Source organism: Pigmentiphaga sp. NML030171 (genome assembly GCF_002188635.1).
Lineage (GTDB): Bacteria > Pseudomonadota > Gammaproteobacteria > Burkholderiales > Burkholderiaceae_B > Pigmentiphaga > Pigmentiphaga daeguensis.
Genome location: NZ_NINX01000034.1, coordinates 63,700 through 87,974, shown reverse-complemented (window position 1 = coordinate 87,974; position 24,275 = coordinate 63,700). Strand labels below are relative to the sequence as shown.

Here is a 24,275-nt window from a genome sequence, read left to right as displayed (position 1 = left end):
AACAAGGAGCCGACATGGGAATCCGAGACACCGACAAGACCCTGCCATCGAACCGCATGGTGTTCGAACTGCGGCGCGACGAGCAGAAATACCTCGCGTTCAAGCAGGACATCGAGGCATCCATGACCGCATACGCCCTTTCGGAAGAAGAAAAGCGCGCCTGGCGCGACATGGACATCGAGGCGCTGGGCGCCATGGGCGTGCATCCCTATTTCCTGCCGCAGATATCGCGGCTTTTCAAGGGCGGCTCGCGCAACCACAACGACAGCGACGCGGCGCGCCTGTACGCCGAGAAGATGGGCATCGCGTCGCAGGACTGATCCGGAGAAGAACATGGCAAAGATCGTCGCAACCCTGGGCGTGGCCCACGCCCCCGGCGTCACCGGCTGGATAGACAAGGCGCCCCAGCACGAGCAGGACGGCGTCCTGGCCGGCTACGCGCAGTTCCAGAAACTGATGGACGAAGTGCGGCCCGACGTGGTCATAGGCATAGCCAACGACCACCTGTTGAATTTCTCGCTCGACAACATTCCCGACTTCTGCGTGGGCATAGGCGAACAATGGGCCGGCCCCGCGCCCTGGTTCCGCGACTGGCTGAACGTACCGGACTACACGGTGCGCGGCCACCGCGACCTGGGCCGCGCACTGGTGCGCGAATCGGCCAAGGCGGGCATCAACCACGCGTTCGCCGACAAACTGTTGTTCGACGACAACTGGTCGGTGCCGCTCAAGTTCCTGTTCCCGCGCTACGACGTGCGTTTCGTCCCCATCCACATGAACCCCATCGTGCCGCCGGTGCCGACCGCGGCGCACTGCTATGCCGTGGGCGAAACCATCGCGCGCATCGTCCAGGCCTTCCCGTCCGACGAACGAGTGGTGATCATGGGCACGGGCGGTCTCTCGCACGATCCCGGCGGCAAGGACTACTTCACGGTGCACGAGGAATTCGACCGCTGGTTCCTGGCGCTGATGGAGGAAGGCAACGCCGACCGGGTCAAGCGCGAGCTGACCTTCGAGAAACTGCTGACGGGCGGGGATGGCGGCGCGGGGGAACTGCTGGCCTGGGTGGTCGCCATGGGCGCGGCCGCGGTATGCGGCAACGCCCGGGCGGAAACGGTGTTCTACGTGCCGTCGGTACCCATGCGCTGCGGCATGGGCGGCGTGTACTGGCGGCTGGAATGACGGCGCGGCGGGCGCAGGCCGCACCGGGTCAGGACGCGCGCAGGCGGCGCAGCCGCTCCTCCTGGACGCCCTCGGCCGCCTCTTCGCCGGCCTCGGCTTCCTGTTCCTCCCGGTCCGGCTCCAGTTCCAGCTCTCGATCCAGGGCCAGTTCCGCCTCGACATCCTCGGGGCGCTGTTTCAGGGCCTCGGCGATGGTGACCGAGCCGCTTTCCCAGGCGGCGTTCACCGCGTGCAGCAACATCGGGTCGTCGGCCAGCGGCGCCCGGTCCAGCAGCAGCCGGTCCACCACGGGCGCCAGGGTGGCCACGGTGGGATCGCAGACCATGGCCCAGCGTTCGCGGGCGGCGCCGGCATCGCCGATGCGGGCGATGTAGCCGATGCTGGACAAGGTGTCGAGCACCACCATCAATTCGTCGTGATGCAGGTTCAGCCTGCTGCGCAGCGCCAAGGTGCTCAGGCCCGGTGGATTGCGGTCGCGCACCGAGGACAACGCGCGCAGGATGGACAAGGCATCCACGAACGGCCGCCCCGGGCGCCGGACGGTCTCCCAGCGTCCCATCCGGATCAGCGGCAGGCTGGCCGCCAGCGTGGCGCCGAACAAGGTCACCAGCCACGACAGGTAGATCCACATCAGGAAGATAGGCAGCGTGGCGAAGGCGCCGTACAGCACGGTGTAGGTGGGAAAGCGCGTCAGGTAGAACGCGAAGCCGGACTTCATGATTTCCAGCACGATGGCCGCCGCGAAACCGCCCGTCATCGCGTCGCGTGCCTCGACGTGCCGGTTGGGCACCACCATGAACAGCGCGCCGAAGGCCAGGCCCGTCAATATCAGCGGAATGAAGGACAGCAGCACGCCGATGGGCGCCGGCACGTCGCCCACCAGGCCCATGGATTCGCGCGCCAGGAAGGACGTGGCCCACAGGCTGGCGCCGATCAGCACCGGCCCCAGCGTGAGCGTGGCCCAGTAGATCAGCACCCGCTGCGGCAGCGGCCTGCCCTTGCGCACGTGCCAGATCTCGTTCAGCGCCTTGTCGATGGTCAGCATCAGCGAGACGGCCGTGATCATCAGGAAGATGCCGCCCACGGCGGTCAGCCGGCTCGCCTTCTGCGCGAACTGGTTCAGGTATTCCATGATGTTGTCCGCCACCGCCGGCGGCATCAGGTTGCTGATCAGGAACGCCTCCAGCGCGCCCTGGAACTCGCGGAACAGCGGAAACGCGGTAAACAGGGCCAGCGCCACCGCCAGCAGCGGCACCATCGACAGCACCGAGGTGAAGGTCAGGCTGGAGGCGACCTGGGTGATGCGCTCGTCGGCCGCGCGCTGCAATGCGAACCGCAGGAGCCGCCCCACGCGCACGGGCCAGGATTCGTTGGCGAGCAGGCTGCGGCGCAGCGCGATCGCGCGCGCCTGGATGGAAGCGGCGCCCGAAGGCGGTGGCGGCGTGGAAGAAGTAGCGGGCGCGGGAGCTTTCTGGACCATGTCGAGAGATAATACGGACCTATGGATATTCTGATCTTGTACTACAGCCGGCACGGCGCGACACGCCAGTTGGCCGAGCACATCGCGCTGGGCGTGGAACGCGTACCCGGCGCGCGGGCACGGCTGCGCACGGTTCCGCCGGTCTCGGCCGTGTGCGAGGCCACGGCCCCCGCCATTCCCGACAGCGGTCCTCCCTACGTCGAACCGGCGGACCTGGAAGAATGCGCGGGCCTGGCGCTGGGATCGCCCACCCGCTTCGGCAACATGGCCGCGCCCATGAAGCACTTCATCGACCATACCACCCAGCAGTGGCTGGCGGGAAGCCTGGCGGGCAAGCCGGCAGCGGTCTTCACGTCCACCGGCTCCATGCACGGCGGCCAGGAAAGCACGCTGCTCAGCATGATGCTGCCGCTGCTTCATCACGGCATGCTGCTGGTGGGCCTGCCCTTCACCGAGCCCGCGCTGATGGCCACGCGCCATGGCGGCTCGCCCTATGGCGCCTCGCACGTGGCCGGGGTCGACAACAGCCTGCCCATGCAGCGCGACGAAACCCAACTGGCCGAAGCCCTGGGCACGCGCCTGGCCCGCACCGCCCTCGAACTCCACACCGGCCGGCAGGCCCGCACCCGATGAACGCTCCCTCCGTCGACCTCAACCCGCGGCTGCGCCTGGTCGCCTCGATCTCGCTGCTGGCCCTGATCGTGCTGTGCATCGCCTGGGAAACCGTGCTGGCGCCCCTGCGGCCCGGCTCGCTGCTGGCGCTCAAGGCATTGCCGCTGCTGCTGCCGCTGCGCGGCGTGCTGCGCGGCAACCTGTACACCTACCAATGGGCATCGATGCTGATCCTGCTGTATTTCATGGAAGGCGTGGTGCGCGCGACCACCGATCCAGCTCCGTCCGCGCACGTGGCCTGGGCCGAGGTCGCGCTGACCACGGTCTTCTTCTGGTGCGCCATCCTGTACGTGCGCCCGGCCAAGCGCGCCGCGCAGGCCGCCCGCAAGGCCGCCAAGGCGGCGGACAAACAGGCGGGCTGACCGCCGCCAAGGAGACACCGGCATGGACCTGCTGACCGAGCTCACGAACCTGCTGGGGGCCGGCCAGGTCTTGACCGGGCCGGACGCCGCGCCCTTCCTGACCGACTGGCGCGGCCGCTATACCGGCGCCGCGCTGGCGGTCGTCCGCCCCGGCACGACCGACGAGGTCGCGCGCGTCGTGCGCCTGTGCCGCCGCCACGCCGTTCCCATCGTCCCTCAAGGCGGCAACACCGGTCTGGCGGGTGGCGCCACGCCCGACGCCGGAGGCCGCGCGGTGGTCGTGTCGACGCGGCGCCTGGACCGGCTGCGCGCCCTCGACATCGACGACGACACCATCACCGTCGAAGCCGGCTGCGTGCTCCAGGCGGTACAGGACTGGGCGCGCGAGGCCGGCCGTCTCTACCCGCTCAGCCTGGCCTCGGAAGGCAGCTGCACGGTGGGAGGCAACCTGGCCACCAATGCCGGCGGCACCCAGGTCCTGCGCTACGGCAACGCACGCGAACTGGCCCTGGGGCTGGAAGTGGTCACCGCCCAGGGCGAGATCTGGGACGGCCTGCGCGGCCTGCGCAAGGACAACACCGGCTACGACCTGCGCGACCTGTACATAGGCAGCGAAGGCACGCTCGGCATCATCACCGCCGCCACCCTGCGGCTCTATCCCCTGCCCGTGGCGCAATGCACGGCCCTGGTCGCCCTGCCCTCGCTGGAAACCGCGGTCGCGCTGCTGGCCCTGGCCCGCTCGGGATTCGGCGCGGCGCTGACCGGCTTCGAAGTCATGTCGCATGCCAGCCTGGACGTGGTGACGCGCGCCTTCCCCGACCAGAAACTGCCGCTCGGCCCCACGCCCTGGTACGCGCTGCTAGAGGTATCCGACAGCGAAAGCGCCGAACACGCCCAGGAACGCTTTCACGCGGTCCTGCAGCGGGCGCTGGAGCAGGGCCTGGCCCAGGACGCCGCGGTTGCGGCCAGCCTCGCGCAAAGCCGTGCGCTGTGGCACCTGCGCGAAAGCATCTCGGCCGCCCAGTCCTGGGAGGGCAAGAACATCAAGCACGACATCTCGGTCCCGGCCTCTCGCATCCCCGCCTTCGTGGCCGCGACCGACGCGCTGCTGCAGGCGGCCATCCCCGGCGTGCGCCACATCACCTTCGGCCACCTGGGCGACGGCAACCTGCACTACAACGTCAGCCGGCCGCCCGCCATGGCCGAGCCCGACTTCCTGCTGCGCCAGGACGAGATCTATCGCCTGGTGCACGACAGCGTGCACGCGCACGGCGGGTCGATCAGCGCGGAACACGGCATCGGCCAGCTCAAGCGCGGCGAACTGGCCCGCTACAAGAGCGCGGTGGCCCTGGACCTGATGCGCCGGATCAAGCAGGCGCTGGATCCCGACGGCCTGATGAACCCGGGCAAGGTCCTGCCCTAAGCCTACGGCCCGGTGCGCCTGGCGCCGCCGCCGCGCTGGCGCTGCGAGGTCTGGTTGCCGCCGGTCCCGATCTGGTCGGTATGCCCGTCCTTCTTGGTGCGATTCTGCGTATCGCCATGGCTGCGCTGCTGCTCGCGCGGCTGGTCGTCCGCCTGGCGGGGACTGGGCGGGGATGCGGGATGATTCGGCATGGCGAACTCCTTCACGAGAAGGCCGGCAAGCCGCAACTTTCGTGCCGCGCCCAGGGCGGCAGCGGCGTGAATTCATTCCTGAGCCAGGACAGCAGGGCCTGCACCCGGCCCAGGTGGGCCCGGCTGTGGGGCACCAGGGCCCGGATCCAGTATTCGGGAATGGCGAAGTCCTCCAGCACCCGGACCAGTTCGCCCCGGCCCAGCGCGCCGTCGACGATGTAGGCCGACAGGATCGTGATGCCATTGCCCCGCAGCACCGAATTGAGCAACACGTGTCCGTCGTTGGTGCTCAGGCGCGGCGTCACCTCGACCGCGATCGGCCCGTTCGGCCCCTGGAAAGTCCAGACCGGCCCCGTGGGCTGGAAATTCAATAGTGCGTGCCGCGCCAGATCCGTGGGATGGGCGGGACGGCCGCGCGCGGCCAGATAGGACGGCGCCGCCACCGCCATGCGCGGCAGCGGGCACAGTCCGGCCTCGAGCACGCCGTCGTACGAGGCCGGCAGCATGCCGACCACGATGTCGAAGCCTTCCTGGATAGGGTTCACGGGCCGGTCGATCACCACCACGTCCATGCTGAGCTTGGGATGGACCTCCAGGAAACGCCCCAGCGCATCGCCCAGGCACGTGGCGGTCAACGACGTCGGCACCTTGATGCGCAGGTGGCCCTCCAGTTCGTGCGCATGGCCCAGCGCGCTGCCGAACGCGTCCTCGACGTCGTGGACGATACGCCGGGCCACGGGTAGCAGGCGCTGGCCTTCGTCGGTCAGGGCCAGGCGGCGGGTGCTGCGCTCGAACAACCGGGTTCGGGCGCGCCATTCGAGCTGGTCGATGCGCTTGGTCACCACGGAGGCGGCGATGCCCAACTGGCGCGCCGCCTTGGAGAAGCTGCCGGCCTGCGCCACGGCGATGAAGGTCCGGAAATTGACGATGGTGTCCATGACCTCTCTGTTTTCGCGAACAATGATCGCGCTTTTTGGTGGATTCTATAGAAATAGAATGAGGATTAAGGTGGCGGCACGTCAAGAACTTTTCCGGAGACCCCGCCATGCCGCTTGCCTTGCGCCCCCTCCACCCCGACGTGGGAGTGGAAGTCCTGGGTTGCGACCTCAGCCAACCCCTGGACGACGAGCAGTTCCAGTCGCTGCTGGACGCTTATCACCGCCATTCCGTCGTCGTCGTGCGCGGGCAATCGCTGGCCGCGCCCGCGCAGGCCGGGCTGCTGCGCCGCTTCGGCACGCCCAAGATCTCGCAGCGCAAGGAGTTCCACGTGCCGGGCACGCCCGAGATCGGCCGCGTGGGCAACACCCGGCATCCCGACGGCACGCCGTCGGCCTTCCTGGACCGCTACGGCAACCTGTGGCACAGCGACACGGCCAGCGACCAGCACGTCGACGGGGTCACGATGCTGTACTGCGTGATGACGCCGCAAATCGGCGGCGACACCCTGTTCGCCAGCATGGGCAGGGCCTACGACACGCTGCCGGCGGACCTGAAGGCCCGCATCGACGGCAGGACCGTGGTCCACAACTTCAACCAGCACAACGACTATCTCTTGGCCCGCAACCCCGGCTCGGCCCGGCCCCTGTCGGCAGCCGACCGCGCCAAGTGGCCCGACCGGGAACACGACCTGGTGCAGCGCCATCCGGTAACCGGCCGCCCGCTGTATTTCATCAGCCCGACCCTGGTCCGGGGCATCAGCGGCTATTCCGACGAGGAAGCGCAGCGGCTGTCCGCCGAACTGGTCGCCCACGCGACCCGCCCCGAGGCGGTCTACCGCCACAAATGGCAGGTCGGCGACCTGGTCTTCTGGGACAACCGCGCCTCGCTGCACTCGGCCTCGCCCGCGGACTATCAGGGCGGCCAGCGGCTGATGCATCGCGGCTATGCCTACGTCCACTATGCGTGAGGCCGGCCTGCGCGTCGGGCATTTCCAGTCGGTGCCCTGGATCCCGTTCTACGTCGGTAGCGAGGACTGGCCCGTCCGGCGCGTTCCGTGCGTCTCCAGCACGGTCCTGGCCATGGCGGATGCCGGCCTGCTGGACGCCACGCCCATGGCCACCGTGGACTGGCTGGCGCGCGGCGACCAATGGCCGCGCCTGGGCGGGCTGGGCCTGGCCTACCGCGAGCGCGCGGGCAGCGTGCTGCTGTTCTCGCCGCGCCCCATCCATGAGCTGGACGGCGCGGACATCGCGATCTGCGACGAGACCGCCACGTCGCTGCGGGTGCTGCATGCCATCCTGGCCGACAAGTACGGGCTGCGCATCGGCCGCTGGCGGCGCGGTCTGCCCGCCGACCCATCCATGCCCCGATTGCTGATCCAGGACCAGGCTGTCGAGGAAGCGGCGCGGGGACGTTTCCCACACGTCCACGACCTCGGGCGGGAATGGTGGGAGTGGCAAGGCACCCCGGTGGTCTCGGCGGTGTGGGTACGCCGCCGGGACCTGGCGGACGACGCGCTGGAACCGCTGCGCGCCGGCCTGGCGGCCTCCTTGTCCCGATATGCCAGCCAACCGGACCTGGCCATCGAACGCCATTGCGCGCGCCACGGCGTGGCCTCGGCCCCCGCGGCGCTGCGCGCGCTGCTCGGCAATTTCGAGTTCGAACTGGGCGAGGCCGCCGAAGCGGGCATACGCCGCATGGCCCAGGTCCTGCCCCCCGCCGTGGCCCTGGAAACCTGAGATCCCCGCCCGTCCTTCATCCATCCAAAAACAGGAGACATCCATGCCCTGCCTTTCGCACCGTTCCGCGCCGCGGCGGCGCACGCTGTTCGCCTTCGCCGTCCTGTCGGGCGGCCTGCTCGCCACGGGAATGACGCGCGGCGCCGACGCCCCCTGGCCCACCCAGCCGGTCAAGCTCATCGTGGGCTTTCCCGCCGGCACCTCGCCCGACACGGTGGCCCGACTGATCGCCGAGCCGCTGTCTCAGAAGCTGGGCAAGCCGGTCATCGTCGAGAACAAACCCGGCGCCGCCGGCAACATCGGCGTCGACCTGGTCGCGCGAGCCACCGACGGCCATACCTTCGGCGTGACCGCCCACGGTCCGCTGACCACCTCGGCCCTGCTCTATCCCAACCTGCCCTACGACGTCGCCCGGGACCTGCAGCCGCTGTCCCTGGCCGCGGTCAGCCCGCAGATCCTGGTCATCGATCCCAAGCTGCCCTATGCCACGCTGCGCGAGCTGGTGGACGACGCGCGCGCCCACCACAAGGAGATCTCGTACGGGTCGGTGGGTGTGGGTTCGGGCTCGCACCTGACGGGCGAACTGTTCGCGCAGGAAACCGGCATCCGGATGATGCACGTCCCCTACCAGGGCTTCCCGCAGGTCACCATGGCCGTGATGAGCGGACAGATCCAGGCGGGGTTCATGGCGCCCTCGGGGGCCATCGAACAGGCCAAGGCGGGCAAGGTGCGCGTACTGGGCGTCACGTCGGCGCAGCCTTCGCCGCTGGCGCCGGGGGTGCCGACCGTCGCCCAGGCCGCGGGCCTGCCGGGCTTTGCCGCGGAGCTGTGGATAGGCGCCTACGCGCCGCGCGCCACGCCGGCGCCGGTGGCGGCCATGCTGGCGAAAGAGATCAACGCCATCCTGCGGTCGGCCCCGGTGCGGGCCAAGCTGGCGGCGCAGGGCTGGGACGCCACGGGCGGCTCGCCAGCCGAGATGGCGGCGCGCATCGAGACCGACACGCGCCGCTGGGGCGGGGTGATCAAGCGGCTGGGACTCAAGCTGGAATAGCGGCGCGCAGGCGCCGCGGCATTCGCTTTGCCGGCCTACATCCCGCTCGCGCGCCAGGCGCCGTTCTCCTGCTTGCAGAACCAGAACCCCCAGTTCTCCTTCGCCGTTCCCTGCGCGACGTCGGCCGCCAGGAAGCGGCAGGTCTGGCCCTTGCTGGTGCGAGTGGTGTTCTTCGGCGCCAGCGTGACGCTGACGGGCACCTGGCGCGACCGCTCGGCCTTGCTGGTCCAGGTCGCCTGCTGGCCATCGGCCACGTCGTTCAGGACGCGCCCCACCTCGGTCGAGAACGCGGGGACCTGGGCCTTGGGTATACGCACCAGGATGGACTGGTTCAGGAAGCTGAGATTGGCGGCGTAGGCCGTGCCCGCCGAGGCGGCCAGCAACAGCGTGGCGGCAAGGAATTGCTTGCGCATGAAAGAGATCTCCGGGTCTGGACGTGACGGCAATGATATCGGTTAAGCCGCACGGCGGGTTATGATTGCGGCATTATGCTTTCAAATCAACGACTTGGCGGCTGGGCGCTGTGTGTCGCGCCCATGATCGACTGGACCGACCGCCATTGCCGCTACTTCCACCGGCTGCTGTCCCCGCATGCCCGCCTGTACACCGAGATGATCGCCACCGGCGCGATTCTCTACGGGGACGCGGCCCGGCACCTGGATTTCGACAACAGCGAACATCCGGTCGCGCTGCAATTGGGCGGCAACGAACCGGAGGCCCTGGCGCGCGCGGCCCGGGCCGGCCAGGACTGGGGCTACGACGAAATCAACCTGAACTGCGGCTGTCCGTCGGACCGGGTGCAGAAAGGCGCGTTCGGCGCCTGCCTGATGTCCACGCCGGCGCTGGTGGCCGATTGCGTCAAGGCCATGCGCGACGCGGTCGATATCCCGGTCACGGTCAAGCACCGCATCGGCCTGGACTACGACGAGTCCTACGGCTTCGTGCGCGACTTCGTCGGCACCGTGCACGAGGCGGGCTGCGAGGTCTTCATCGTCCACGCCCGCAACGCCGTGCTCAAGGGCCTGTCGCCCAAGGAAAACCGCGAAATTCCGCCGCTGCGCTACGACGTGGCGCGCCAGCTCAAGCGCGACTTCCCGCGGACCCTGATCGTGCTCAACGGCGGCCTGACGGACCCCGGCGACACGCTGGCGCACGTCGGCCAAGGCGGCGGCGAGCTGGACGGCGTCATGCTCGGGCGCGAGGCCTATCACCGGCCTCGCGTGCTGTCCGAGCTGTCCCGCCGGCTGTGGCCGGAAACCCCCATTCCCGGCGACGAAGCCGTGGTGCGGGCGATGATGGACTACGCCGGCCGGCAGGTGGCCGGCGGAGTGCCGCTGCGCTCGGTGGTCCGCCACATGCTGGGCCTGTTCAACACGCAGGGCGGGGCCCGCCGCTGGCGCCAGATGCTTTCCGACAACCGCCTGCTGGCCGCCAATGATCCCGCCCTGATCGACGCCGCCTGGCAGGTCGTGGCCAACGCGGCCGAACGCCGCGCCGCCTGAGCATCCGGCGCCGAACAACCGCCGCTATCCCCCGTTATTCGCGCTTTCGGCGCGGCCGTGCCCCGTCCATACTGCTGGACAGGTACGGCCCGCGTCCGTGCCCGCCCAGGGGAGGTCATGGCCCAGATCGTATGCGTGCTGGGAAACAAGGGAGGTACCGGCAAGACCACGCTGTCGCACATGATCTCGCACGGCATGGCGCTGCTGGGCAAGCGCGTGGTGTGCGTGCTGACCGATCTCGAGCGTGAACGCCTGTCCAAGGAAAACCGGCTCTACCTGCCTTTCGACGCGCGCGACGCCGGCAACCTGGCCAAGGTCGTCGCCACGCTGAACGACGTGGGCGACTGGTTCGGCGTCATCGACGGTGGCGGCAACCGTTCGGACACCGACAGCCATCTCGCGAACCTGGCCGATCTGGTCCTGCTGCCCTTCCGCGACTCTCACGAAGACATGCGCACCGTGCTGCGCGACCTGGAGTGGATGCCGCGCGCCTGGGGGCTGCCCTCGCAATGGCCGGCGGACCCGGCGGCCCATCGCATGGCGCAGGCCGCTACCGACGAGCTGCTGGGCGCCTTCGGCCATCGGCTGCTGGACCCTATCCCCCACCTCGCGGCAACCAAGCTGTTGCTGCAGGACCGCATCCCGGCCACGCTTCCCTGGCAGCTCACCAATGCCTGCGTGGAGCTGGCCATGCAGGTGTTCGAACTGCTGGACATTCAGTACGAAAGTCCGGAGGCCTTCGCCGCGCCGCGGTAGAAGCCGCGGCACGCAAGTTGCTGGACTCGTCGGCCCGTTTCTTTTTCATGGGAGAACGACGATGCCAGGCAAATCCAATCCGCAGACCCTGCCCCCTCAGCAGCAACCCCGGCAACCCGGCATGCAGGAAGACATGCATCCGGAGCCCAGGACGACACGGCCGGACTACCGGGCCTCGGGCAAGCTGGAGGGCCGCTGCGCCATCGTCACCGGCGGCGACAGCGGCATCGGGCGCGCCGTGGCGGTGGCCTTCGCCAAGGAAGGCGCGGACATCCTCTTCACCTACCTGGACGAGACCGCCGACGCCGAGGAAACCCGCCGGCTGGTGACCCAGGCCGGACGCCGTTGCGTGGGAATGGCGGGGGACATCGGCAGCGAATCGCACTGCCGGGAAGTCGTGCGGCGCGCAATGGAAGAGCTCGGCCGCATCGACGTCCTCGTGAACAATGCCGGCGAACAACATCCGCGCAGGGCCTTGGAAGACATCGACAGCGCCCAGCTGGAACGGACCTTCCGCACGAATTTCTTCGGCATGTTCAACCTGACCCGGGAAGCCCTCGCGCACATGATGTCCGGCGGTGCCATCATCAACACCACGTCCGTCACCGCCTATCGCGGCAGTTCGCATCTGATCGACTACGCCGCCACCAAGGGAGCGATCGTCGCCTTCACCCGTTCACTGTCGTCGGCCGTGGTCGAGCGTGGCATCCGCGTCAACGCGGTGGCGCCCGGGCCGATCTGGACCCCGCTGATCCCCGCCTCGTTCAGTGCCGAGGAGGTCTCGACCTTCGGGTCCAAGGTTCCCATGAAGCGGCCCGGCCAGCCGGAGGAAGTGGCTCCCTGCTACGTATTCCTCGCGTCGGACGACGCCAGCTACATGACTGGCCAGGTGCTGCACCCCAACGGTGGGGAAATCATCAACGGCTAGACCGTATCAGCGCGCGCTGGCGAACATGTTCATCAGCGCGTCGAAGCTGCTGGCGCCGCGGGTGGAAAAGACGAAGCACTCCCCGTCGTGGTACTCCGAGGCGCGCATGCTCTCGGCCAGGCGCTCGGCGTCCTCGATGGCCTCGTTCCAGGTACCGCGTATCAACGGGCAGTATTTGAGCCGGCTGTCGAGCATGTCCTTGCCGGAGCGGGCCTTCACCTCGACATAACCCCGGAACTGTCCCTCCGGCAGATCGTGCACCCGGGACTTCAGGAAATATTGAACGGCGGCGTGTTCGACGACTTGGTTCATGGCTGGCCTCCGAGAGTCCGTCTTTCGATCCTAGACCATTGGAGTGCAGGATTTACGAAGAGGTCCGCCGCGCTATCAAAAGTTTACATTCGTGCCATTCTTGTGGCGACTGGCACCACATCGGCAACAAATTCGAGGCCACAGGCGCGCGGCTGCCGGTATGATGGATGTTTCGTCGCCGCGTTGTTCCCGCACGCCCCATGAGGTCTCGCCTTGCCGTTTTCGCCCTGTTGCTCGCGGCGGGCAGCGCCTGCGCGGCCGATCCGGCGGACAGCGCGCCGGCCGTGCCCGATACGCAGTGGGCGGCCAGCTTCGCCGCGTTCGATCAGGCCGACCGCCTGCATGCGCCGGCTCCCGGCGGCATCCTGTTCATAGGCAGTTCGTCCATACGCCTGTGGAACGATCTGGAAACCCGGTTCAAGGATCTCCCCGTCCTCAAGCGCGGCTTCGGCGGTTCGCGCATGATCGACTGCGCCCGCCACCTGACGCGGCTGGTCGTTCCCTACCAGCCCCGCATCGTCCTCGTCTACGCCGGCGACAACGACCTGGCCGAGGGCCGGTCGCCCGGCCAGATCCTGGACAGCTTCAAGGTCTTCGTCGAAGGCGTGCGCCATGCCCTGCCCGATACCCGGATCGCCTACATCTCGATCAAGCCGAGCCCGGCGCGCTACTCGCTGATTCCGCAGGCACGCGCCACCAACGCGCTCATCAAGGCCTACACGCAAAGCGTGCCCAACGCCGACTACATCGATGTCTTCACCCCCATGCTGACGTCCGAGGGCATGCCCAGGGCCGAGCTGTTCCGCGACGACGCCTTGCATCTGAACGACGCCGGCTACGCGCTCTGGACGTCGGTCATCGCGAGCCACGTGCGCTAGGCGCGTCCCTAGCCCTGCCCCGCCTCCACGCTCAGCGTCGTCCCTGAGCCGCCCGTACGCGCCGCCGGCGCCGCCCGCCGGCCCTGCCCGGACCTCGGCCCCGAGCCGAACATGCGCACCAGCCGGGCCACGGCGTACATGGCGGCGATGCTGAGCGCGAACATCAGCGGATCGAACCACGGCGGCCTGCCCGGATGGCTTTCGCCCACCACGGCCAGCGCCACCAGGACGATGACCAGATGGGCGCAGAAGACCGGCAGCGACGCGGCGCCCAGCGTTTCCAGCAGCCGCAGGCGGGGCAGATGACGGGTCAGCCAGCCGCCGTAGTGCAGCAGCACCACGACCAGCGCCAGGAAGTCGAGCAGCCGCAGCGGCCCGACGTGCCACTTGTCGAACCACAGGTTGAGCGGATCGTTCTGGGGAAAAGGTTCCAGCCCGGTCATGTGGCGCCAGACGAAGAACAGTATCGCGATACCCACCGCTGCCTTGACCAGCCATGACGGGAAGACGATGCGGCGCTCGGACGGCACCCGCGCATGGTAGGCCCCCAGGCACAGGCCCAGCACCCACAGCAGTTGCCAGGCGAAGGTCTCGAAGGAGCCGGTCTCGCGGAACGGCACCGGCAGGCCGGTCGCCGCCACCAGCGCGTCGTACAGCACGCGCGACAGGCCGAACTGGGCGGCGCCCCACAGCGCGATGCTGGCCGCCATCACGGTTTTCCATCCCCCTTGCAGGACATGGCTCAGGATCCACGGGCTCGCCAGCATGAAGACGATGTAGACCGGCAGGATATCCAGCAGCGGCGGGTTGTAGATCATCAACAGTCCGGTCCATAGGCCGGTCAGCGGCGCATGCAGATAGAACGACATGAGGTTGTTCGCGGCCGGCTGGTGGAATTTCATGCCCAGCGCGGCAATGACCGTGAACAGGAAGAGCAGGCACGCCGCCTGGCACGCGTAGATGACCAATGCGCGCCGCAGGAACGCGCGGCGCATCGCGGGAATGCCGTCGCGCACGGCGCGCTGGGTGTACACCAGCCCGGCCATGTACGCAGACAGGAAGACGAAGCCTTCCGCGGCCGAGACAAAGCCGAAAGGCTGGCCCGCGGGTATCGCGAACCAGGTAGGCAGATGCGTGGAAGTCATCAGGACCAGCATCAATCCGCGCAGCGCGTCCAGTTCCCAACGGCGGGACGAAACGGGCGGCGGAGCGGGAGCGAAGTTGGAAGTGGTGGACACGGGCGAGGCGGACGCAATCTGGGTCGAGTGTGCATGGACAACATGGAATGCGAACAATTCGTGCTTGTTGCAATCCGATACGGGTAAGCCCCTAATTACTTAACAAAATTAATATTTATCATTGTTAAACAAATCAAACCCGGAAACAGGGAAGGAGACACATGAAACGCATCCTGCTGGCCAGCGCCCTCGGACTGGCCGCCACCGGCGCGCACGCGCAGAACGTCACGCTGTACGGCATTCTCGACACGGGCATCGAATACGTGAACCACGCCAACGCGCAAGGCGACGCGACCTGGCGCATGCCGAGCAACACCGGCGGGCTCATGCCCTCGCGCTGGGGCCTGCGCGGCACGGAAGACCTGGGCAACGGCCTGAAGGCGCTCTTCACCCTGGAGAGCGGCTTCGGCGTGGATACCGGGGTATCGGGCCAGGGCGGCCGCCTGTTCGGCCGCGCGGCGTGGGTCGGGCTGTCGGGCAACTGGGGCACGGTCACGCTGGGCCGCCAGTCCAACATGACCTTCTACGCCCTGCTCGACTCCGACGTCATGGGGCCCGCGGTGTACGGCCTGGGGTCGCTCGACAACTACATCCCCAACACGCGGTCGGACAACGCGATCGGCTATCGCGGCACGTTCTCGGGCCTGACCGTCGGCGCCACCTACAGCTTCGGCCGCGATGCCGCGGCCACCGGCGGTCCGGCCGCCACCAATTGCGCGGGCGAGGTTCCCGGCGACCGCAAGGCCTGCCGCCAGGTCACCGCGCTGCTCAAGTACGACATGGGTCCGGGCGGCATCGCCGCCGCCTACGACCAGATGCGCGGCGGCACCGGCGCCGCCGGCGGCCTCTCCAGCAGCGACACGTCCGACACCCGCACCCTGCTCAACGGCTACTACCGCTTCGGCGACCTGAAGATCGGCGGCGGCTGGATCGGCCGCATCACGCGCGCGGCCACCCGCTCGGAGGCCAACCTGTACTACCTGGGCGTCACGTATGCCCTGTCGTCGGCGTGGACCCTGGACGGCCAGGTGGCCCGCCTGAAGAACAAGACCACCGACGCCCGCTCCACGCTGGCCACGGTGCGCGCAACCTATTCGCTCTCCAAGCGCACGGCGGTCTACGGCCTGGTGGGCTACATGGACAACAACAAAAACGCCAACCTCTCGGTCAGCGGCGGTCAGGCCTTGGCTGGTCTTCCCAACGGCCTGAACCAGACCGGCGTCATGCTGGGCATGCGGCACAGCTTCTGAAGTCCGGGCGGCGCGCAGCCGCCCCGTGTGGTATGTTGTGGCACTGGACCGGGCCGCCCTCGCGGCGGCCCTTTTTTTTGCCGCCGGGCCGCCCCCCAAGCAAAAAGCGCCCCCTCGGAGGGCAGCGCCGCCGCGTAGCGGCAAGCGTGGGGGCATTTCTTGCCGCCGGGCCGCCCCGAGGAAAGCCCCCGCGCCCCCGCATCGACTCGCACTCGCCACCACATGCCCAAGACCTCGCCGCGCACCACCACCACGCCGCGACCGGCCAAATCCGACCTGGACCAATCCCGACTCTCCCACCTGCTGGGCTTCCAGACCTCGCTCGCGCACGTCAAGCTGCAAAAGGCCTTCTTCTCGCACATGAAGGACCTGGACCTGCGACCCGTGGAGTTCGCCATCCTGGTGCTGCTGGCCCACAACGACAAGGCCAACCAGCAGAACCTGTGCCGCAGCCTGTCGCTGTCCGCGCCGCGCCTGGCGCTGGTCCTGGACCGGCTCCAAGAGCGCGGACTGCTGTCGCGCGAGCGTAGCGACACCGACCGGCGTGCCCATCACGTGGTGCTGACTCCGGAAGGCCGCCGGCTGGCGCTCGAGGCCGAGCGACTGTCGCACGGCATGGAAGAAACCGTCCTGGCGCCGCTGTCCCAAGGGGAACGGCAGATACTGGGCGAACTGCTGGCCAAGATCGTGCGCGGCGCGCGCGCCTAGCCCTGGCGGCAGCTACCGGCGCGCCCGGGCTTCCAGCACGGCGTATGCGGCCACCGCTGGCACCAGCGGGCACAGGTAGTAGATCGCGCGATACGCCAGCAGCGCGGCCAGGATCTCGTAGGGAGGCAGCGCGCCTGCCAGCAGCGTCAGGAACACGGCCTCCAGCACGCCCAGTCCCGCCGGCACATGCGTCAGCGCCCCGGCCACCGCGCTCAGCAACATCACGCCCAGGATGGTGGGATAGTCGACCCGCCCCCCGATGAAGAGATGGATGATCCATCCCATGATCAGCCAGTTGGCGATCGACATTCCGCCCTGCACGAGCGCCATCCGCCATCCCGGCCACTCGATGGGCACTCCCTTCAGCGTGAAACGGCGGCGTCCCACCCCGGCGCACATCGCCGCATACCCGGCCACCAGCGCCCAGCATGCCACGCCCAGCACGGGCAGCAGGCCCGCCGGTATCCCCCAGCGCGGCGGCACATGCACCGCGCCTGCAAGCAGCAGGGCTCCCAGCAGGATCAGGTAGCCCAGCCAGTTGCTCAATACGCTCAGCGCATAGATCTTGGTGATGTCGGGCGCCGCCAGCCCCAGGCGGGAATACAGCCGGTAGCGAAAGGCGATGCCGCCGATCAGCGCTCCCATGTTCAGGGTGAAGGCATAGCAGATTCCCGCCACCACCGCGACCTGGGCCGGACGCAACGGGCTGCCCACGTAGCGCCTGCCGAGCTGGTCGAAACCGCCGAACAGGAGATGGCTGACCATGGTCAGGCCAGCCGCCGCGGCCAGGGTCCACCCCGTGTAGGCCTTGAGCGCTTGCAGCACCTTGCTCCAGTCGATCTTGGTGACCTGTTCGGCCAGCAGCAGCACCACCACGGCGATGAAGAGCAGCGTGAGCGCGTGCCGGCCCCACCACCACCACGAGCGGCGGCGGCTTCGGGTGCGGGACGGTGTGCAGCTTCTATCCGGTTTGGCGAGAGTGGGCATCGGGTGGCTCGGCCTGGCCCCGCGGGGGCGCCTCGACCTTCTCCAGTTTGGGGGTGTGCGCGGGCAGCCAACCCGCCCAGGCGGGAAAGCGCCGCAGGAAATGGAAGGCCAGGAACGACGCCGCCGCCCGCCATATCGGCCGCCGGTGCGACGCAACGGCCTTCACTTCGCGGCAATGCCGGCTGACCAGCGTATCCAGCCGCTCGCGCAACACCTGGTTGAACCGCTGGTCGCGGATGACGAGATTGGCTTCGAGGTTCAACGACAGGCTCAGCGGATCGAGATTGCTCGACCCCACGGTGGACCAGTCGTCATCGGCCACGGCCACCTTGCCATGCAGCGGCCGCTCGCAATACTCATAGATCTTCACGCCGGCATCCAGCAGGTAGTCGTGCAGCATGCGCGCGCCCACCTTGACGATGGGCATGTCGGGCTCTCCTTGCAGGATCAACCGCACGCGCACGCCGCGGCGCGCGGCATGGCGCAGGTCGCGCAGCAGGCGGTAGCCGGGAAAGAAATACGCGTTGGCGATCGTCAGGTCGCGGCGGGCCGCACGGATGGCGATGCGGTAGTGCTGCTCGATGTCCGTCCGGTGCGCATCGTTGTCGCGCACCACGAACAGGCATTCCGCGTCGCCGGCGCGTTCGGCATCCGTGCCCGGCCGGGCGTCCGGGTGGCCGCGCCTGACCTCTCCCGTGCGCACGAAGCTGCGCAGGCGCGCGACGATGGGGCCACGCACCTCGATGGCATAGTCCTGTTTGGCGCTCGGGCCGAAATCCGCCAGATGATCGGCCGAGAAATTGATGCCGCCGACGAAGGCCGTCTCGCCGTCGACGATCAGCAGCTTGCGATGCATGCGCCGGAAGACATTGGTGCGCATGCCCAGCAGCTTGGGACGCGGGTCGAACACGCGGAAATGCACGCCGGCTGCGATCAGGTCCGCCAGGAACGCCTCCGACAGGTCCACCGAACCGTAGCCGTCCACCAGCACGGATACGAAGACGCCGCGCCTGGCGGCATCCAGCAGCACCTCGCGCAGCGCCAGTCCGACCTTGTCCTCGAACAGGATGAAGGTCTCGAGCAGCACCTCGCGGCGGGCCCCTCGGATGACCTCGAACACGCGGGGAAAGAAGGCTTCGCCGTTCTCCAGCAGCGACACCGCGTTGCCCGGCATCCATTGCGTGCTGGCGGGGGGCCGGCGCGGGCCGCGCTGGCGGCCGCCGCTGCCACGGGCCGGCCCGCTCATAGCACGATCTCCGCCGCCAGTGGCGCGTGGTCCGACAGCGACGTCCAGGGCCGGCGCCCCAGGGGCATGGGCCAGTGGTCGCGCGCGCCGCGCACGTAGATCCGATCGAGCGGCAGCACCGGATACCACGCGGGAAAGGTGGGCACCAGCCGCCCGCTCGCGTGGGCGTGCACCTCGCGCAAACCTGCGCAGCCGTTCAGCACCCTGCCTGCGCGGCGGCGCCAGTCATTGAAATCGCCGGCCACCACCAGCGGCGCGTCGGCGGGAATCTCCTTCTCCACCAGGTGGCACAGCAGTTGCAACTGGCGCACGCGATGGCGCTCCTGCAACCCGAGATGGACGCATATCGCGTGGATGTCTGCTGTCGTGCCGGGCGCCCGGACCACGCAATGCAAGAGGCCGCGCCGCTCCGGCCCGCTGATGGAAACGTCGCGGTTCTCGTAGTGGACGATGGGAAACTTGGACAGCACCGCGTTGCCATGGTGGCCGTCCGGATAAACGGCGTTGCGTCCATAGGCGAAGTCCGTCCAGATGGTGTCCGCCAGGAATTCGTACTGGGGGGTCGCGGGCCAATCGGCGAACCGCAGCGAATGGCGGGCATGCGTGCCCAGCACTTCCTGCAGGAACACCATGTCGGCCGACACGCTGCGCACCGCCTCCCGCAGGTCATGCAGGATGAAGCGGCGATTGAAAAAATTGAATCCCTTGTGGACATTCACGGTCAGGACGCGGAACGTCAGCCCGTCCGGGCCGCCTTGCCTCTTGCCATCGATCTCGGTGTTCATGCGGCCCGCTGCCGCAAGAAGCGTTCCCGCCCCGTGCGAGCCTCTTTTTAGCGGACCCTAGTCCAGCGACAGCCATTGCCGCCCGTCGCGGGCCAGCAGCACGTCGGCCTGCACGGGCCCCTGGCTGCCGGCGCGGTAGGGATGGATCTCGCCGCCGTCCTCCCAGGCCTGCAGGAACGGCATGACCGCCTCCCAGCCCAGTTCGATGTCGGCGGCGCGCTGGAACAGGGTCGCGTCGCCCACCATGCAGTCGTAGATCAGGGTCTCGTAGCCCGAGCTGTGCCCCGTCATGAAATGATCCGCGTAGCGGAAATCCATGCTGACGGGCGCGATGCGTATCTTCGATCCCGGCACCTTGGCCTTCATGTGGAAGAACAGCCCTTCGTCGGGCTGGATCTGCAGCACCAGGGAGTTGGAGGGCGGCTTTTCCTGCGCGTTCTGGCGGAACAGCGCATGGCCGGCATCCTTGAAGGCAATGACGATCTGCGTCTGGCGCCGCGCCAGCGCCTTGCCGGTGCGCAGGTAGAACGGCACGCCTCCCCAGCGCCAGTTGTCGATACCCAGTTTGAGGGCCACGTAGGTCTCGGTCCGGCTATCCGGAGCGACGCCCTCTTCCTCGCGATAGCCGCGCATGGGCTGGCCGCCCACCAGGCCCGCGCGGTACTGTCCGCGCACGCTGTTCTGCAGCGCCTCGGCCGGCGTCTGGATACGGATGGCGTCCAGCAGCTTTTCCTTCTCGGTGCGCACGGCGTCGGCATCGAAGGAGTTGGGCGGCTCCATCGCCACCATGGCCAGCAGCTGGAACAGGTGGTTGGGCACCATGTCGCGCAGTGCTCCGGTCTGCTCGTAGAACTGCGACCGCCGCTCCACGCCTATCGCCTCGGCCGCCGTGATCTGGACATGATCGATGTACAGCCGGTTCCAGTTGCTTTCGAACACGCTGTTGGCGAAGCGGGAAACCAGGATGTTCTGCACCGTCTCCTTGCCCAGGAAATGGTCGATGCGGAAGATCTGGTTCTCGTGCACGACCCGCGTCAGCTGCTTGTTCAGCTCGCGCGCCGAGGGCAGGTCGCGGCCGAACGGCTTCTCGATCACCACGCGGCGCCAGCGGCCGTGTCCCTGCTTCAACAGTCCGGCATCGTGCAGGTGGCGCGCGATGGACTGGAAGAACGTGGGCGCGGTGGCGAAATAGAAGATGACGCCGCCCGGCTCGGGCGCCAGCATCGTGGCGAGCTGGGCGTAGGTCTGCTCGCCCTCGAAATCGCCCATCAGGAAGGACGTGCGGCCCATCAGCCAGTCCCAGGCCTGGACGTCGAAGCTGGCCGAGGCCTGCCCGCCCCGCGAGGCGACGACCTGGTCCATGGAATGCTTCAATCCGCGCCGGAACTCGTCGTCGTCCAGCTTGCGGTGGCCGACGCCGATCACGCGGAAATCGGAATTCAGCAGGTTGAAGCGCGCCAGGTTGTACAGCGCCGGCACCAGCAGGCGGCCGGTCATGTCGCCGGTCGCGCCGAAGATGACCAGGGTACAACGCGGGGCAGGCTGCAACGCCATCGGCGCCTGCCTGTTCATCGGGGAATCCATCGCTTGCCGCCTCCAGGACATGGCCCGATTATGGCGGCGGCGATGCGGCGTCGCAACACGGCCGGGCCGCGCGCTCACATCTGGTCACGCCCTGCCCCGGGCCGCGTCGCGCTGCCCGTCGCCCGCCAGGATGCCGCCCTGGATGCGCTTGCGGATCAGGTCGATGGTGGCCTGGGCCAGGCGCGTCAGCGGCCGCTGCGACACCGTCGCGATCACCAGCTGGCTGGTCAGCGACGGCGAGACGATGCGGGACGCGTGCAGGTTCGGACGATGGGCGCGGCCGTAGATGGCGTTGCGCGACAGGACCGCGTAGCCCATGCCCCGGTCCACCAGGTCCAGCAGGGATTCGATCGCATCCACCTCCAGCGAGACCGACAAGGGCACGCCCAGGCGCGCGCACTGCACGTCCAGCAGATTGCGGATGGCGTTGGGCTGCCCCGGCGTGATCAACGGATAATTCGCCAGCTCGCGCATCTTGACGCTGGCCGGCATGGGTTTGCCGTCCAGCCCCCGGCTGCCGATCAGATAGAGGTCCTCGGACCACACATGCTCGTAGGCCGCCTGCTGCGTGACGGGCGGGTTGTACAACAGCGCGAAATCCAGGCGGCCCAGCAGCAGCCACTCGTACATGGACACCGTCAGGGCCTCGACCACGCCCAGCGAGGCCCGCGGGAACTCGGCACGGAAATCGCTGACCAGGTCCACCGTCAGCGACTTGCCGACGCTGGGGGGCATGCCGACCACGACCTTGCCGGCCGGCGAGCCGCGCAGGTCCTCGATCTCCTGCCTGGCCAGGCGCACCTGGTGCAGGATGCCGCGGCCCCGCTCCAGCAGCCGCTTGCCGGCGTCGGTGGGTATGACGCCCCGGCCATTGCGTTCGAGCAGGTGCTCCTTGAGTTCGACCTCGAGCTGCCGGACGTGGCGGCTGACCACGGGTTGCGATAGATTGAGGGTGATCGCGGCCCGGGTGACGCTGCCGAACTCGACGACCCGGACGAAGCACTCGAGTTGTTTCAAGTCCATGGAAAGCCCCGATTCATGTTTTTTAAGCATAACAGCTAGTTCTGATTTGTGGTTTCCAATGGGGATTTCCGGGTCAAAATGGCAAGCTGACTGGATGGCGTCCGTGGCGCCATCCATGACCAGAAGGCGGGCAGGCGACCCGTCGCCACCCCCTCCAACGATTTGAGGACGACAATGATCCGTACCCTGCTCGCGCGCCTGTGTCTCGGCGCCACCGCCACCCTGGTCGCCGCCGGCGCCCAGGCCCAGGAATTCCCCACCAAGCCGCTGCGCCTGATCGTGCCCTTCGGGCCCGGCGGCGTGGCCGACGTCACCGCCCGCATCGTCGCCCAGGGCCTGGCCGAGAAGTTCGGCAAGCCGGTCGTGGTCGAGAACATGCCCAGCGCCGGCGGCATCACCGGCGCCGTCACCGTGACGCGCGCGACGCCCGACGGACACACGCTCTTCCTGGTCAGCAACCAGCAAGCCGTCAGCCCGTCGCTGTTCAAGTCGCTGCCCTACGATCCGGTCAAGCAGCTCGCCATGGTCTCCATGGTCGGCTCGTTCGACATCGTCATGGCCGTGGACCAGAGCAGCCCGCTGCACACCGTCGCCGACGCCATCGCCGCGGCCAAGAAGGACCCGCAGCACTTCAACCTGGGCACCATCGGCGTCGGCAGCACCCAGCACCTGTCGGCCGAGATGTTCCGCTCCATGGCCGGCCTGGATGTCCCCACCATTCCGTTCAAGTCCAGCGGCGAGGTCCTGAGCGCCGTCAAGGGCAAGAGCGTGCAGGTCATGTTCGAGACGGTGCCTGCCGTCATCGGCAACATCAAGGGCGGCAGCCTGCGCGTGCTGGGCGTGGGCTCGGTCAAGCGCGGCCAGTTGTTCCCCGACACCCCGACCATCGCCGAAACCGTGCCGGGCTACACGGCCGTATCGTGGAACGGCTTCGCCGCGCCCGCCGGCACGCCGCCCGCCATCGTCGACAAGCTGAACGCCGCCGTGCGCGAAGTGGTCAAGGATCCGGCCATCAACAAGAAGCTGGTCGAGGTCGGCATGATTCCGCAGACGAACACGCCCAAGGAATTCCAGGACTTCCTGGTGGCCGAGATCGCGAAGTGGAGCAAGGTGATCGATACGGCAAAAATAGAAAAGCAGTAGTCCCCCCCCTACGCGCTTACGCGCGCCCCCCAGGGGGCGAAACTGGCGGACCGGCGGAGCCGGATCCGCGGTTTCCTGGGGTACCAATGGGCTGGCGATGACTGGCGTTTTGTTGGCAGGGCTGGCTGGTAGTGGTGGACACGATGCGACGTGTTGCTTAACGGTTGGAGAAAAGAATGCTGGGTGTAGTCGTACGAAAGAAGCCGGCGCTGCCCGAGGGCGCGGCGGAGAAGCTGGCTGCGCAGGGCGTGGCCACGGTGCATGAGGCCCAGGGGCGCAGCGTCGGCCTGATGCGGCCTTATATGCGTCCGATCTACGCGGGCGCGTCGATTGCCGGGCCGGCGGTGACGGTGCTGGCGCAACCGGGCGACAACTGGATGCTGCACGTCGCGGTCGAGCAGTGCTCGCCGGGCGACATCCTGGTCGTGGCCTGCACCACCGAGAACGCCGACGGCATGTTCGGCGACCTGCTCGCCACCTCGCTCAAGGCGCGCGGCGTGCGCGGCCTGGTGATCGACGCCGGCGTGCGCGACGTGGCCACCCTGACCGCGATGGGCTTCCCCGTCTGGTCCAAGGCCATCAATGCCCGCGGCACCGTCAAGGCCACCATCGGCTCGGTCAACGTGCCCATTGTCTGCGGCGGCGCGCTGGTCCATCCCGGCGATGCCATCGTGGCCGACGACGACGGCGTGGCCATCGTGCCCAACGCCCAGGTCGCCACCGTCATCCAGAAGGCCGACAAGCGCGTGCAGGAAGAGGAAGGCAAGCGCGCCCGCCTGGCCGCCGGCGAGCTCGGCCTGGACATCTACAACATGCGACCCAGGCTGGCCGAGGCCGGCCTGCGCTATGTCGACTCGCTGGACGAACTGAACGGCTGAGACCGCCCCTTGGGGGAG

27 protein-coding genes are annotated in these 24,275 nt (G+C 68.3%); 16 read left to right on the top strand and 11 right to left on the bottom strand.

The genetic code is table 11. The annotated features are described in order from the left end of the window. The first annotated feature begins 14 nt into the window (after positions 1–14). Both CDO46_RS14515 and CDO46_RS14510 read left to right on the top strand, forming a co-directional pair. Entirely contained in the window at positions 15–320 is a 306-nt protein-coding gene (locus tag CDO46_RS14515) for a hypothetical protein (protein ID WP_087839199.1), read from the top strand. Between the two features lie 13 nt (positions 321–333). Next, positions 334–1,182, top strand: coding sequence for a hypothetical protein (locus CDO46_RS14510; protein WP_087839198.1), 849 nt, complete (start codon positions 334–336; stop codon positions 1,180–1,182). 28 nt (positions 1,183–1,210) lie between these two features. Here CDO46_RS14510 and CDO46_RS14505 read toward each other — a convergent pair whose 3' ends face one another. After that, entirely contained in the window at positions 1,211–2,662 is a 1,452-nt protein-coding gene (locus CDO46_RS14505; protein ID WP_087839197.1) for a YihY family inner membrane protein, read from the bottom strand. A 21-nt stretch (positions 2,663–2,683) separates the two neighbouring features. On the opposite strand from CDO46_RS14505, the gene wrbA reads away from it, so the two are divergent. Genes wrbA through CDO46_RS14490 form a run of 3 tightly spaced genes read left to right on the top strand, consistent with a single transcriptional unit; the run spans position 2,684 to position 5,119 of the window. Then, a complete protein-coding gene (gene wrbA / locus CDO46_RS14500; RefSeq protein WP_087839196.1) occupies positions 2,684–3,295 on the top strand; it encodes an NAD(P)H:quinone oxidoreductase in 612 nt (203 codons plus the stop codon). Continuing rightward, positions 3,292–3,696 carry a DUF2069 domain-containing protein gene (locus CDO46_RS14495; protein WP_087839195.1) on the top strand — a complete coding sequence of 135 codons (405 nt, stop codon included), beginning with the start codon at positions 3,292–3,294 and terminating at the stop codon, positions 3,694–3,696. The genes wrbA and CDO46_RS14495 overlap by 4 nt, the downstream gene beginning before the upstream one ends. Positions 3,697–3,718: 22 nt before the next feature. After that, positions 3,719–5,119 carry an FAD-binding oxidoreductase gene (locus tag CDO46_RS14490; RefSeq protein WP_087839194.1) on the top strand — a complete coding sequence of 467 codons (1,401 nt, stop codon included), beginning with the start codon at positions 3,719–3,721 and terminating at the stop codon, positions 5,117–5,119. 2 nt (positions 5,120–5,121) lie between these two features. Here the strand turns inward: CDO46_RS14490 and CDO46_RS14485 are convergent, their stop codons facing one another. Further along, positions 5,122–5,310: a hypothetical protein gene (locus tag CDO46_RS14485; RefSeq protein ID WP_087839227.1), complete on the bottom strand. Its 189-nt coding sequence runs from the start codon at positions 5,308–5,310 to the stop codon at positions 5,122–5,124. An 11-nt stretch (positions 5,311–5,321) separates the two neighbouring features. Further along, positions 5,322–6,248, bottom strand: a complete 927-nt coding sequence (locus CDO46_RS14480; RefSeq protein WP_087839193.1) for a LysR family transcriptional regulator — start codon at positions 6,246–6,248, stop codon at positions 5,322–5,324. A gap of 107 nt (positions 6,249–6,355) precedes the next feature. On the opposite strand from CDO46_RS14480, the gene CDO46_RS14475 reads away from it, so the two are divergent. From CDO46_RS14475 to CDO46_RS14465, 3 genes are read left to right on the top strand one after another with little or no spacing between them, the layout of a single operon-like run. Further along, complete coding sequence (locus CDO46_RS14475; protein WP_087839192.1) at positions 6,356–7,216, top strand: TauD/TfdA family dioxygenase; 861 nt, start codon at positions 6,356–6,358, stop codon at positions 7,214–7,216. Beyond that, positions 7,194–7,988, top strand: a complete 795-nt coding sequence (locus CDO46_RS14470) for a menaquinone biosynthetic enzyme MqnA/MqnD family protein (RefSeq protein WP_087839191.1) — start codon at positions 7,194–7,196, stop codon at positions 7,986–7,988. The genes CDO46_RS14475 and CDO46_RS14470 overlap by 23 nt, the downstream gene beginning before the upstream one ends. A 43-nt stretch (positions 7,989–8,031) precedes the next feature. Next, complete coding sequence (locus tag CDO46_RS14465) at positions 8,032–9,039, top strand: tripartite tricarboxylate transporter substrate binding protein (RefSeq protein ID WP_087839190.1); 1,008 nt, start codon at positions 8,032–8,034, stop codon at positions 9,037–9,039. A 35-nt stretch (positions 9,040–9,074) separates the two neighbouring features. On the opposite strand, the gene CDO46_RS14460 is transcribed toward CDO46_RS14465, so the two are convergent. Further along, complete coding sequence (locus CDO46_RS14460) at positions 9,075–9,452, bottom strand: hypothetical protein (RefSeq protein WP_087839189.1); 378 nt, start codon at positions 9,450–9,452, stop codon at positions 9,075–9,077. A gap of 75 nt (positions 9,453–9,527) precedes the next feature. On the opposite strand from CDO46_RS14460, the gene dusA reads away from it, so the two are divergent. The 3 genes from dusA to CDO46_RS14445 all read left to right on the top strand — a co-directional run bounded on the left by dusA (position 9,528) and on the right by CDO46_RS14445 (position 12,225). After that, positions 9,528–10,541, top strand: coding sequence for a tRNA dihydrouridine(20/20a) synthase DusA (dusA, locus tag CDO46_RS14455; protein WP_087839188.1), 1,014 nt, complete (start codon positions 9,528–9,530; stop codon positions 10,539–10,541). 117 nt (positions 10,542–10,658) lie between these two features. Continuing rightward, positions 10,659–11,297 carry an AAA family ATPase gene (locus CDO46_RS14450; RefSeq protein WP_087839187.1) on the top strand — a complete coding sequence of 213 codons (639 nt, stop codon included), beginning with the start codon at positions 10,659–10,661 and terminating at the stop codon, positions 11,295–11,297. A gap of 61 nt (positions 11,298–11,358) precedes the next feature. Beyond that, positions 11,359–12,225 (top strand): SDR family oxidoreductase, encoded by an 867-nt coding sequence (locus CDO46_RS14445; RefSeq protein WP_087839186.1) that lies wholly within the window; start codon positions 11,359–11,361, stop codon positions 12,223–12,225. Between the two features lie 6 nt (positions 12,226–12,231). Here the strand turns inward: CDO46_RS14445 and CDO46_RS14440 are convergent, their stop codons facing one another. Further along, positions 12,232–12,537, bottom strand: a complete 306-nt coding sequence (locus CDO46_RS14440; RefSeq protein ID WP_087839185.1) for a hypothetical protein — start codon at positions 12,535–12,537, stop codon at positions 12,232–12,234. Between the two features lie 200 nt (positions 12,538–12,737). Here CDO46_RS14440 and CDO46_RS14435 point away from each other — a divergent pair, with 200 nt between their 5' ends. Continuing rightward, positions 12,738–13,415, top strand: coding sequence for an SGNH/GDSL hydrolase family protein (locus CDO46_RS14435; RefSeq protein WP_087839184.1), 678 nt, complete (start codon positions 12,738–12,740; stop codon positions 13,413–13,415). A gap of 8 nt (positions 13,416–13,423) precedes the next feature. Here CDO46_RS14435 and opgC read toward each other — a convergent pair whose 3' ends face one another. Next, positions 13,424–14,653 carry an OpgC domain-containing protein gene (gene opgC / locus CDO46_RS14430; RefSeq protein WP_243724641.1) on the bottom strand — a complete coding sequence of 410 codons (1,230 nt, stop codon included), beginning with the start codon at positions 14,651–14,653 and terminating at the stop codon, positions 13,424–13,426. 161 nt (positions 14,654–14,814) lie between these two features. On the opposite strand from opgC, the gene CDO46_RS14425 reads away from it, so the two are divergent. Further along, positions 14,815–15,903, top strand: coding sequence for a porin (locus CDO46_RS14425; RefSeq protein ID WP_087839182.1), 1,089 nt, complete (start codon positions 14,815–14,817; stop codon positions 15,901–15,903). A gap of 222 nt (positions 15,904–16,125) precedes the next feature. Further along, positions 16,126–16,611 (top strand): MarR family winged helix-turn-helix transcriptional regulator, encoded by a 486-nt coding sequence (locus tag CDO46_RS14420; RefSeq protein WP_087839181.1) that lies wholly within the window; start codon positions 16,126–16,128, stop codon positions 16,609–16,611. A gap of 12 nt (positions 16,612–16,623) precedes the next feature. Here the strand turns inward: CDO46_RS14420 and CDO46_RS14415 are convergent, their stop codons facing one another. From CDO46_RS14415 to CDO46_RS14395, 5 genes are all read right to left on the bottom strand, one after another. Then, positions 16,624–17,598, bottom strand: a complete 975-nt coding sequence (locus tag CDO46_RS14415) for a lysylphosphatidylglycerol synthase domain-containing protein (RefSeq protein WP_087839180.1) — start codon at positions 17,596–17,598, stop codon at positions 16,624–16,626. Beyond that, positions 17,573–18,844, bottom strand: coding sequence for a cardiolipin synthase ClsB (clsB, locus tag CDO46_RS14410; protein WP_087839179.1), 1,272 nt, complete (start codon positions 18,842–18,844; stop codon positions 17,573–17,575). Before clsB ends, CDO46_RS14415 begins: the two co-directional genes overlap by 26 nt. Continuing rightward, positions 18,841–19,629, bottom strand: coding sequence for an endonuclease/exonuclease/phosphatase family protein (locus CDO46_RS14405; RefSeq protein WP_087839178.1), 789 nt, complete (start codon positions 19,627–19,629; stop codon positions 18,841–18,843). Before CDO46_RS14405 ends, clsB begins: the two co-directional genes overlap by 4 nt. A 57-nt stretch (positions 19,630–19,686) precedes the next feature. Further along, the gene (gene zwf / locus CDO46_RS14400; RefSeq protein WP_243724640.1) at positions 19,687–21,201 is read right to left on the bottom strand and encodes a glucose-6-phosphate dehydrogenase; all 1,515 of its coding nucleotides are present in this window, start codon (positions 21,199–21,201) and stop codon (positions 19,687–19,689) included. A 96-nt stretch (positions 21,202–21,297) separates the two neighbouring features. Then, a complete protein-coding gene (locus CDO46_RS14395) occupies positions 21,298–22,236 on the bottom strand; it encodes a LysR substrate-binding domain-containing protein (RefSeq protein ID WP_087839176.1) in 939 nt (312 codons plus the stop codon). Between the two features lie 174 nt (positions 22,237–22,410). Here CDO46_RS14395 and CDO46_RS14390 point away from each other — a divergent pair, with 174 nt between their 5' ends. Together CDO46_RS14390 and CDO46_RS14385 are read left to right on the top strand one after the other, a co-directional pair. Further along, positions 22,411–23,379, top strand: coding sequence for a tripartite tricarboxylate transporter substrate binding protein (locus CDO46_RS14390; protein ID WP_087839175.1), 969 nt, complete (start codon positions 22,411–22,413; stop codon positions 23,377–23,379). Between the two features lie 176 nt (positions 23,380–23,555). Next, positions 23,556–24,257 (top strand): 4-carboxy-4-hydroxy-2-oxoadipate aldolase/oxaloacetate decarboxylase, encoded by a 702-nt coding sequence (locus CDO46_RS14385; protein WP_087839174.1) that lies wholly within the window; start codon positions 23,556–23,558, stop codon positions 24,255–24,257. Positions 24,258–24,275 lie beyond the last annotated feature (18 nt).

Bases quoted from the DNA above. Each gene is read 5' to 3' on its own strand.
- CDO46_RS14515 (WP_087839199.1), top strand. From the start codon at position 15: ATGGGAATCCGAGACACCGACAAGACCCTGCCATCGAACCGCATGGTG.
- CDO46_RS14510 (WP_087839198.1), top strand. From the start codon at position 334: ATGGCAAAGATCGTCGCAACCCTGGGCGTGGCCCACGCCCCCGGCGTC.
- CDO46_RS14505 (WP_087839197.1), bottom strand. From the start codon at position 2,662: ATGGTCCAGAAAGCTCCCGCGCCCGCTACTTCTTCCACGCCGCCACCG.
- wrbA (WP_087839196.1), top strand. From the start codon at position 2,684: ATGGATATTCTGATCTTGTACTACAGCCGGCACGGCGCGACACGCCAG.
- CDO46_RS14495 (WP_087839195.1), top strand. From the start codon at position 3,292: ATGAACGCTCCCTCCGTCGACCTCAACCCGCGGCTGCGCCTGGTCGCC.
- CDO46_RS14490 (WP_087839194.1), top strand. From the start codon at position 3,719: ATGGACCTGCTGACCGAGCTCACGAACCTGCTGGGGGCCGGCCAGGTC.
- CDO46_RS14485 (WP_087839227.1), bottom strand. From the start codon at position 5,310: ATGCCGAATCATCCCGCATCCCCGCCCAGTCCCCGCCAGGCGGACGAC.
- CDO46_RS14480 (WP_087839193.1), bottom strand. From the start codon at position 6,248: ATGGACACCATCGTCAATTTCCGGACCTTCATCGCCGTGGCGCAGGCC.
- CDO46_RS14475 (WP_087839192.1), top strand. From the start codon at position 6,356: ATGCCGCTTGCCTTGCGCCCCCTCCACCCCGACGTGGGAGTGGAAGTC.
- CDO46_RS14470 (WP_087839191.1), top strand. From the start codon at position 7,194: ATGCCTACGTCCACTATGCGTGAGGCCGGCCTGCGCGTCGGGCATTTC.
- CDO46_RS14465 (WP_087839190.1), top strand. From the start codon at position 8,032: ATGCCCTGCCTTTCGCACCGTTCCGCGCCGCGGCGGCGCACGCTGTTC.
- CDO46_RS14460 (WP_087839189.1), bottom strand. From the start codon at position 9,452: ATGCGCAAGCAATTCCTTGCCGCCACGCTGTTGCTGGCCGCCTCGGCG.
- dusA (WP_087839188.1), top strand. From the start codon at position 9,528: ATGCTTTCAAATCAACGACTTGGCGGCTGGGCGCTGTGTGTCGCGCCC.
- CDO46_RS14450 (WP_087839187.1), top strand. From the start codon at position 10,659: ATGGCCCAGATCGTATGCGTGCTGGGAAACAAGGGAGGTACCGGCAAG.
- CDO46_RS14445 (WP_087839186.1), top strand. From the start codon at position 11,359: ATGCCAGGCAAATCCAATCCGCAGACCCTGCCCCCTCAGCAGCAACCC.
- CDO46_RS14440 (WP_087839185.1), bottom strand. From the start codon at position 12,537: ATGAACCAAGTCGTCGAACACGCCGCCGTTCAATATTTCCTGAAGTCC.
- CDO46_RS14435 (WP_087839184.1), top strand. From the start codon at position 12,738: ATGAGGTCTCGCCTTGCCGTTTTCGCCCTGTTGCTCGCGGCGGGCAGC.
- CDO46_RS14425 (WP_087839182.1), top strand. From the start codon at position 14,815: ATGAAACGCATCCTGCTGGCCAGCGCCCTCGGACTGGCCGCCACCGGC.
- CDO46_RS14420 (WP_087839181.1), top strand. From the start codon at position 16,126: ATGCCCAAGACCTCGCCGCGCACCACCACCACGCCGCGACCGGCCAAA.
- CDO46_RS14415 (WP_087839180.1), bottom strand. From the start codon at position 17,598: ATGCCCACTCTCGCCAAACCGGATAGAAGCTGCACACCGTCCCGCACC.
- clsB (WP_087839179.1), bottom strand. From the start codon at position 18,844: ATGAGCGGGCCGGCCCGTGGCAGCGGCGGCCGCCAGCGCGGCCCGCGC.
- CDO46_RS14405 (WP_087839178.1), bottom strand. From the start codon at position 19,629: ATGAACACCGAGATCGATGGCAAGAGGCAAGGCGGCCCGGACGGGCTG.
- zwf (WP_243724640.1), bottom strand. From the start codon at position 21,201: ATGAACAGGCAGGCGCCGATGGCGTTGCAGCCTGCCCCGCGTTGTACC.
- CDO46_RS14395 (WP_087839176.1), bottom strand. From the start codon at position 22,236: ATGGACTTGAAACAACTCGAGTGCTTCGTCCGGGTCGTCGAGTTCGGC.
- CDO46_RS14390 (WP_087839175.1), top strand. From the start codon at position 22,411: ATGATCCGTACCCTGCTCGCGCGCCTGTGTCTCGGCGCCACCGCCACC.
- CDO46_RS14385 (WP_087839174.1), top strand. From the start codon at position 23,556: ATGCTGGGTGTAGTCGTACGAAAGAAGCCGGCGCTGCCCGAGGGCGCG.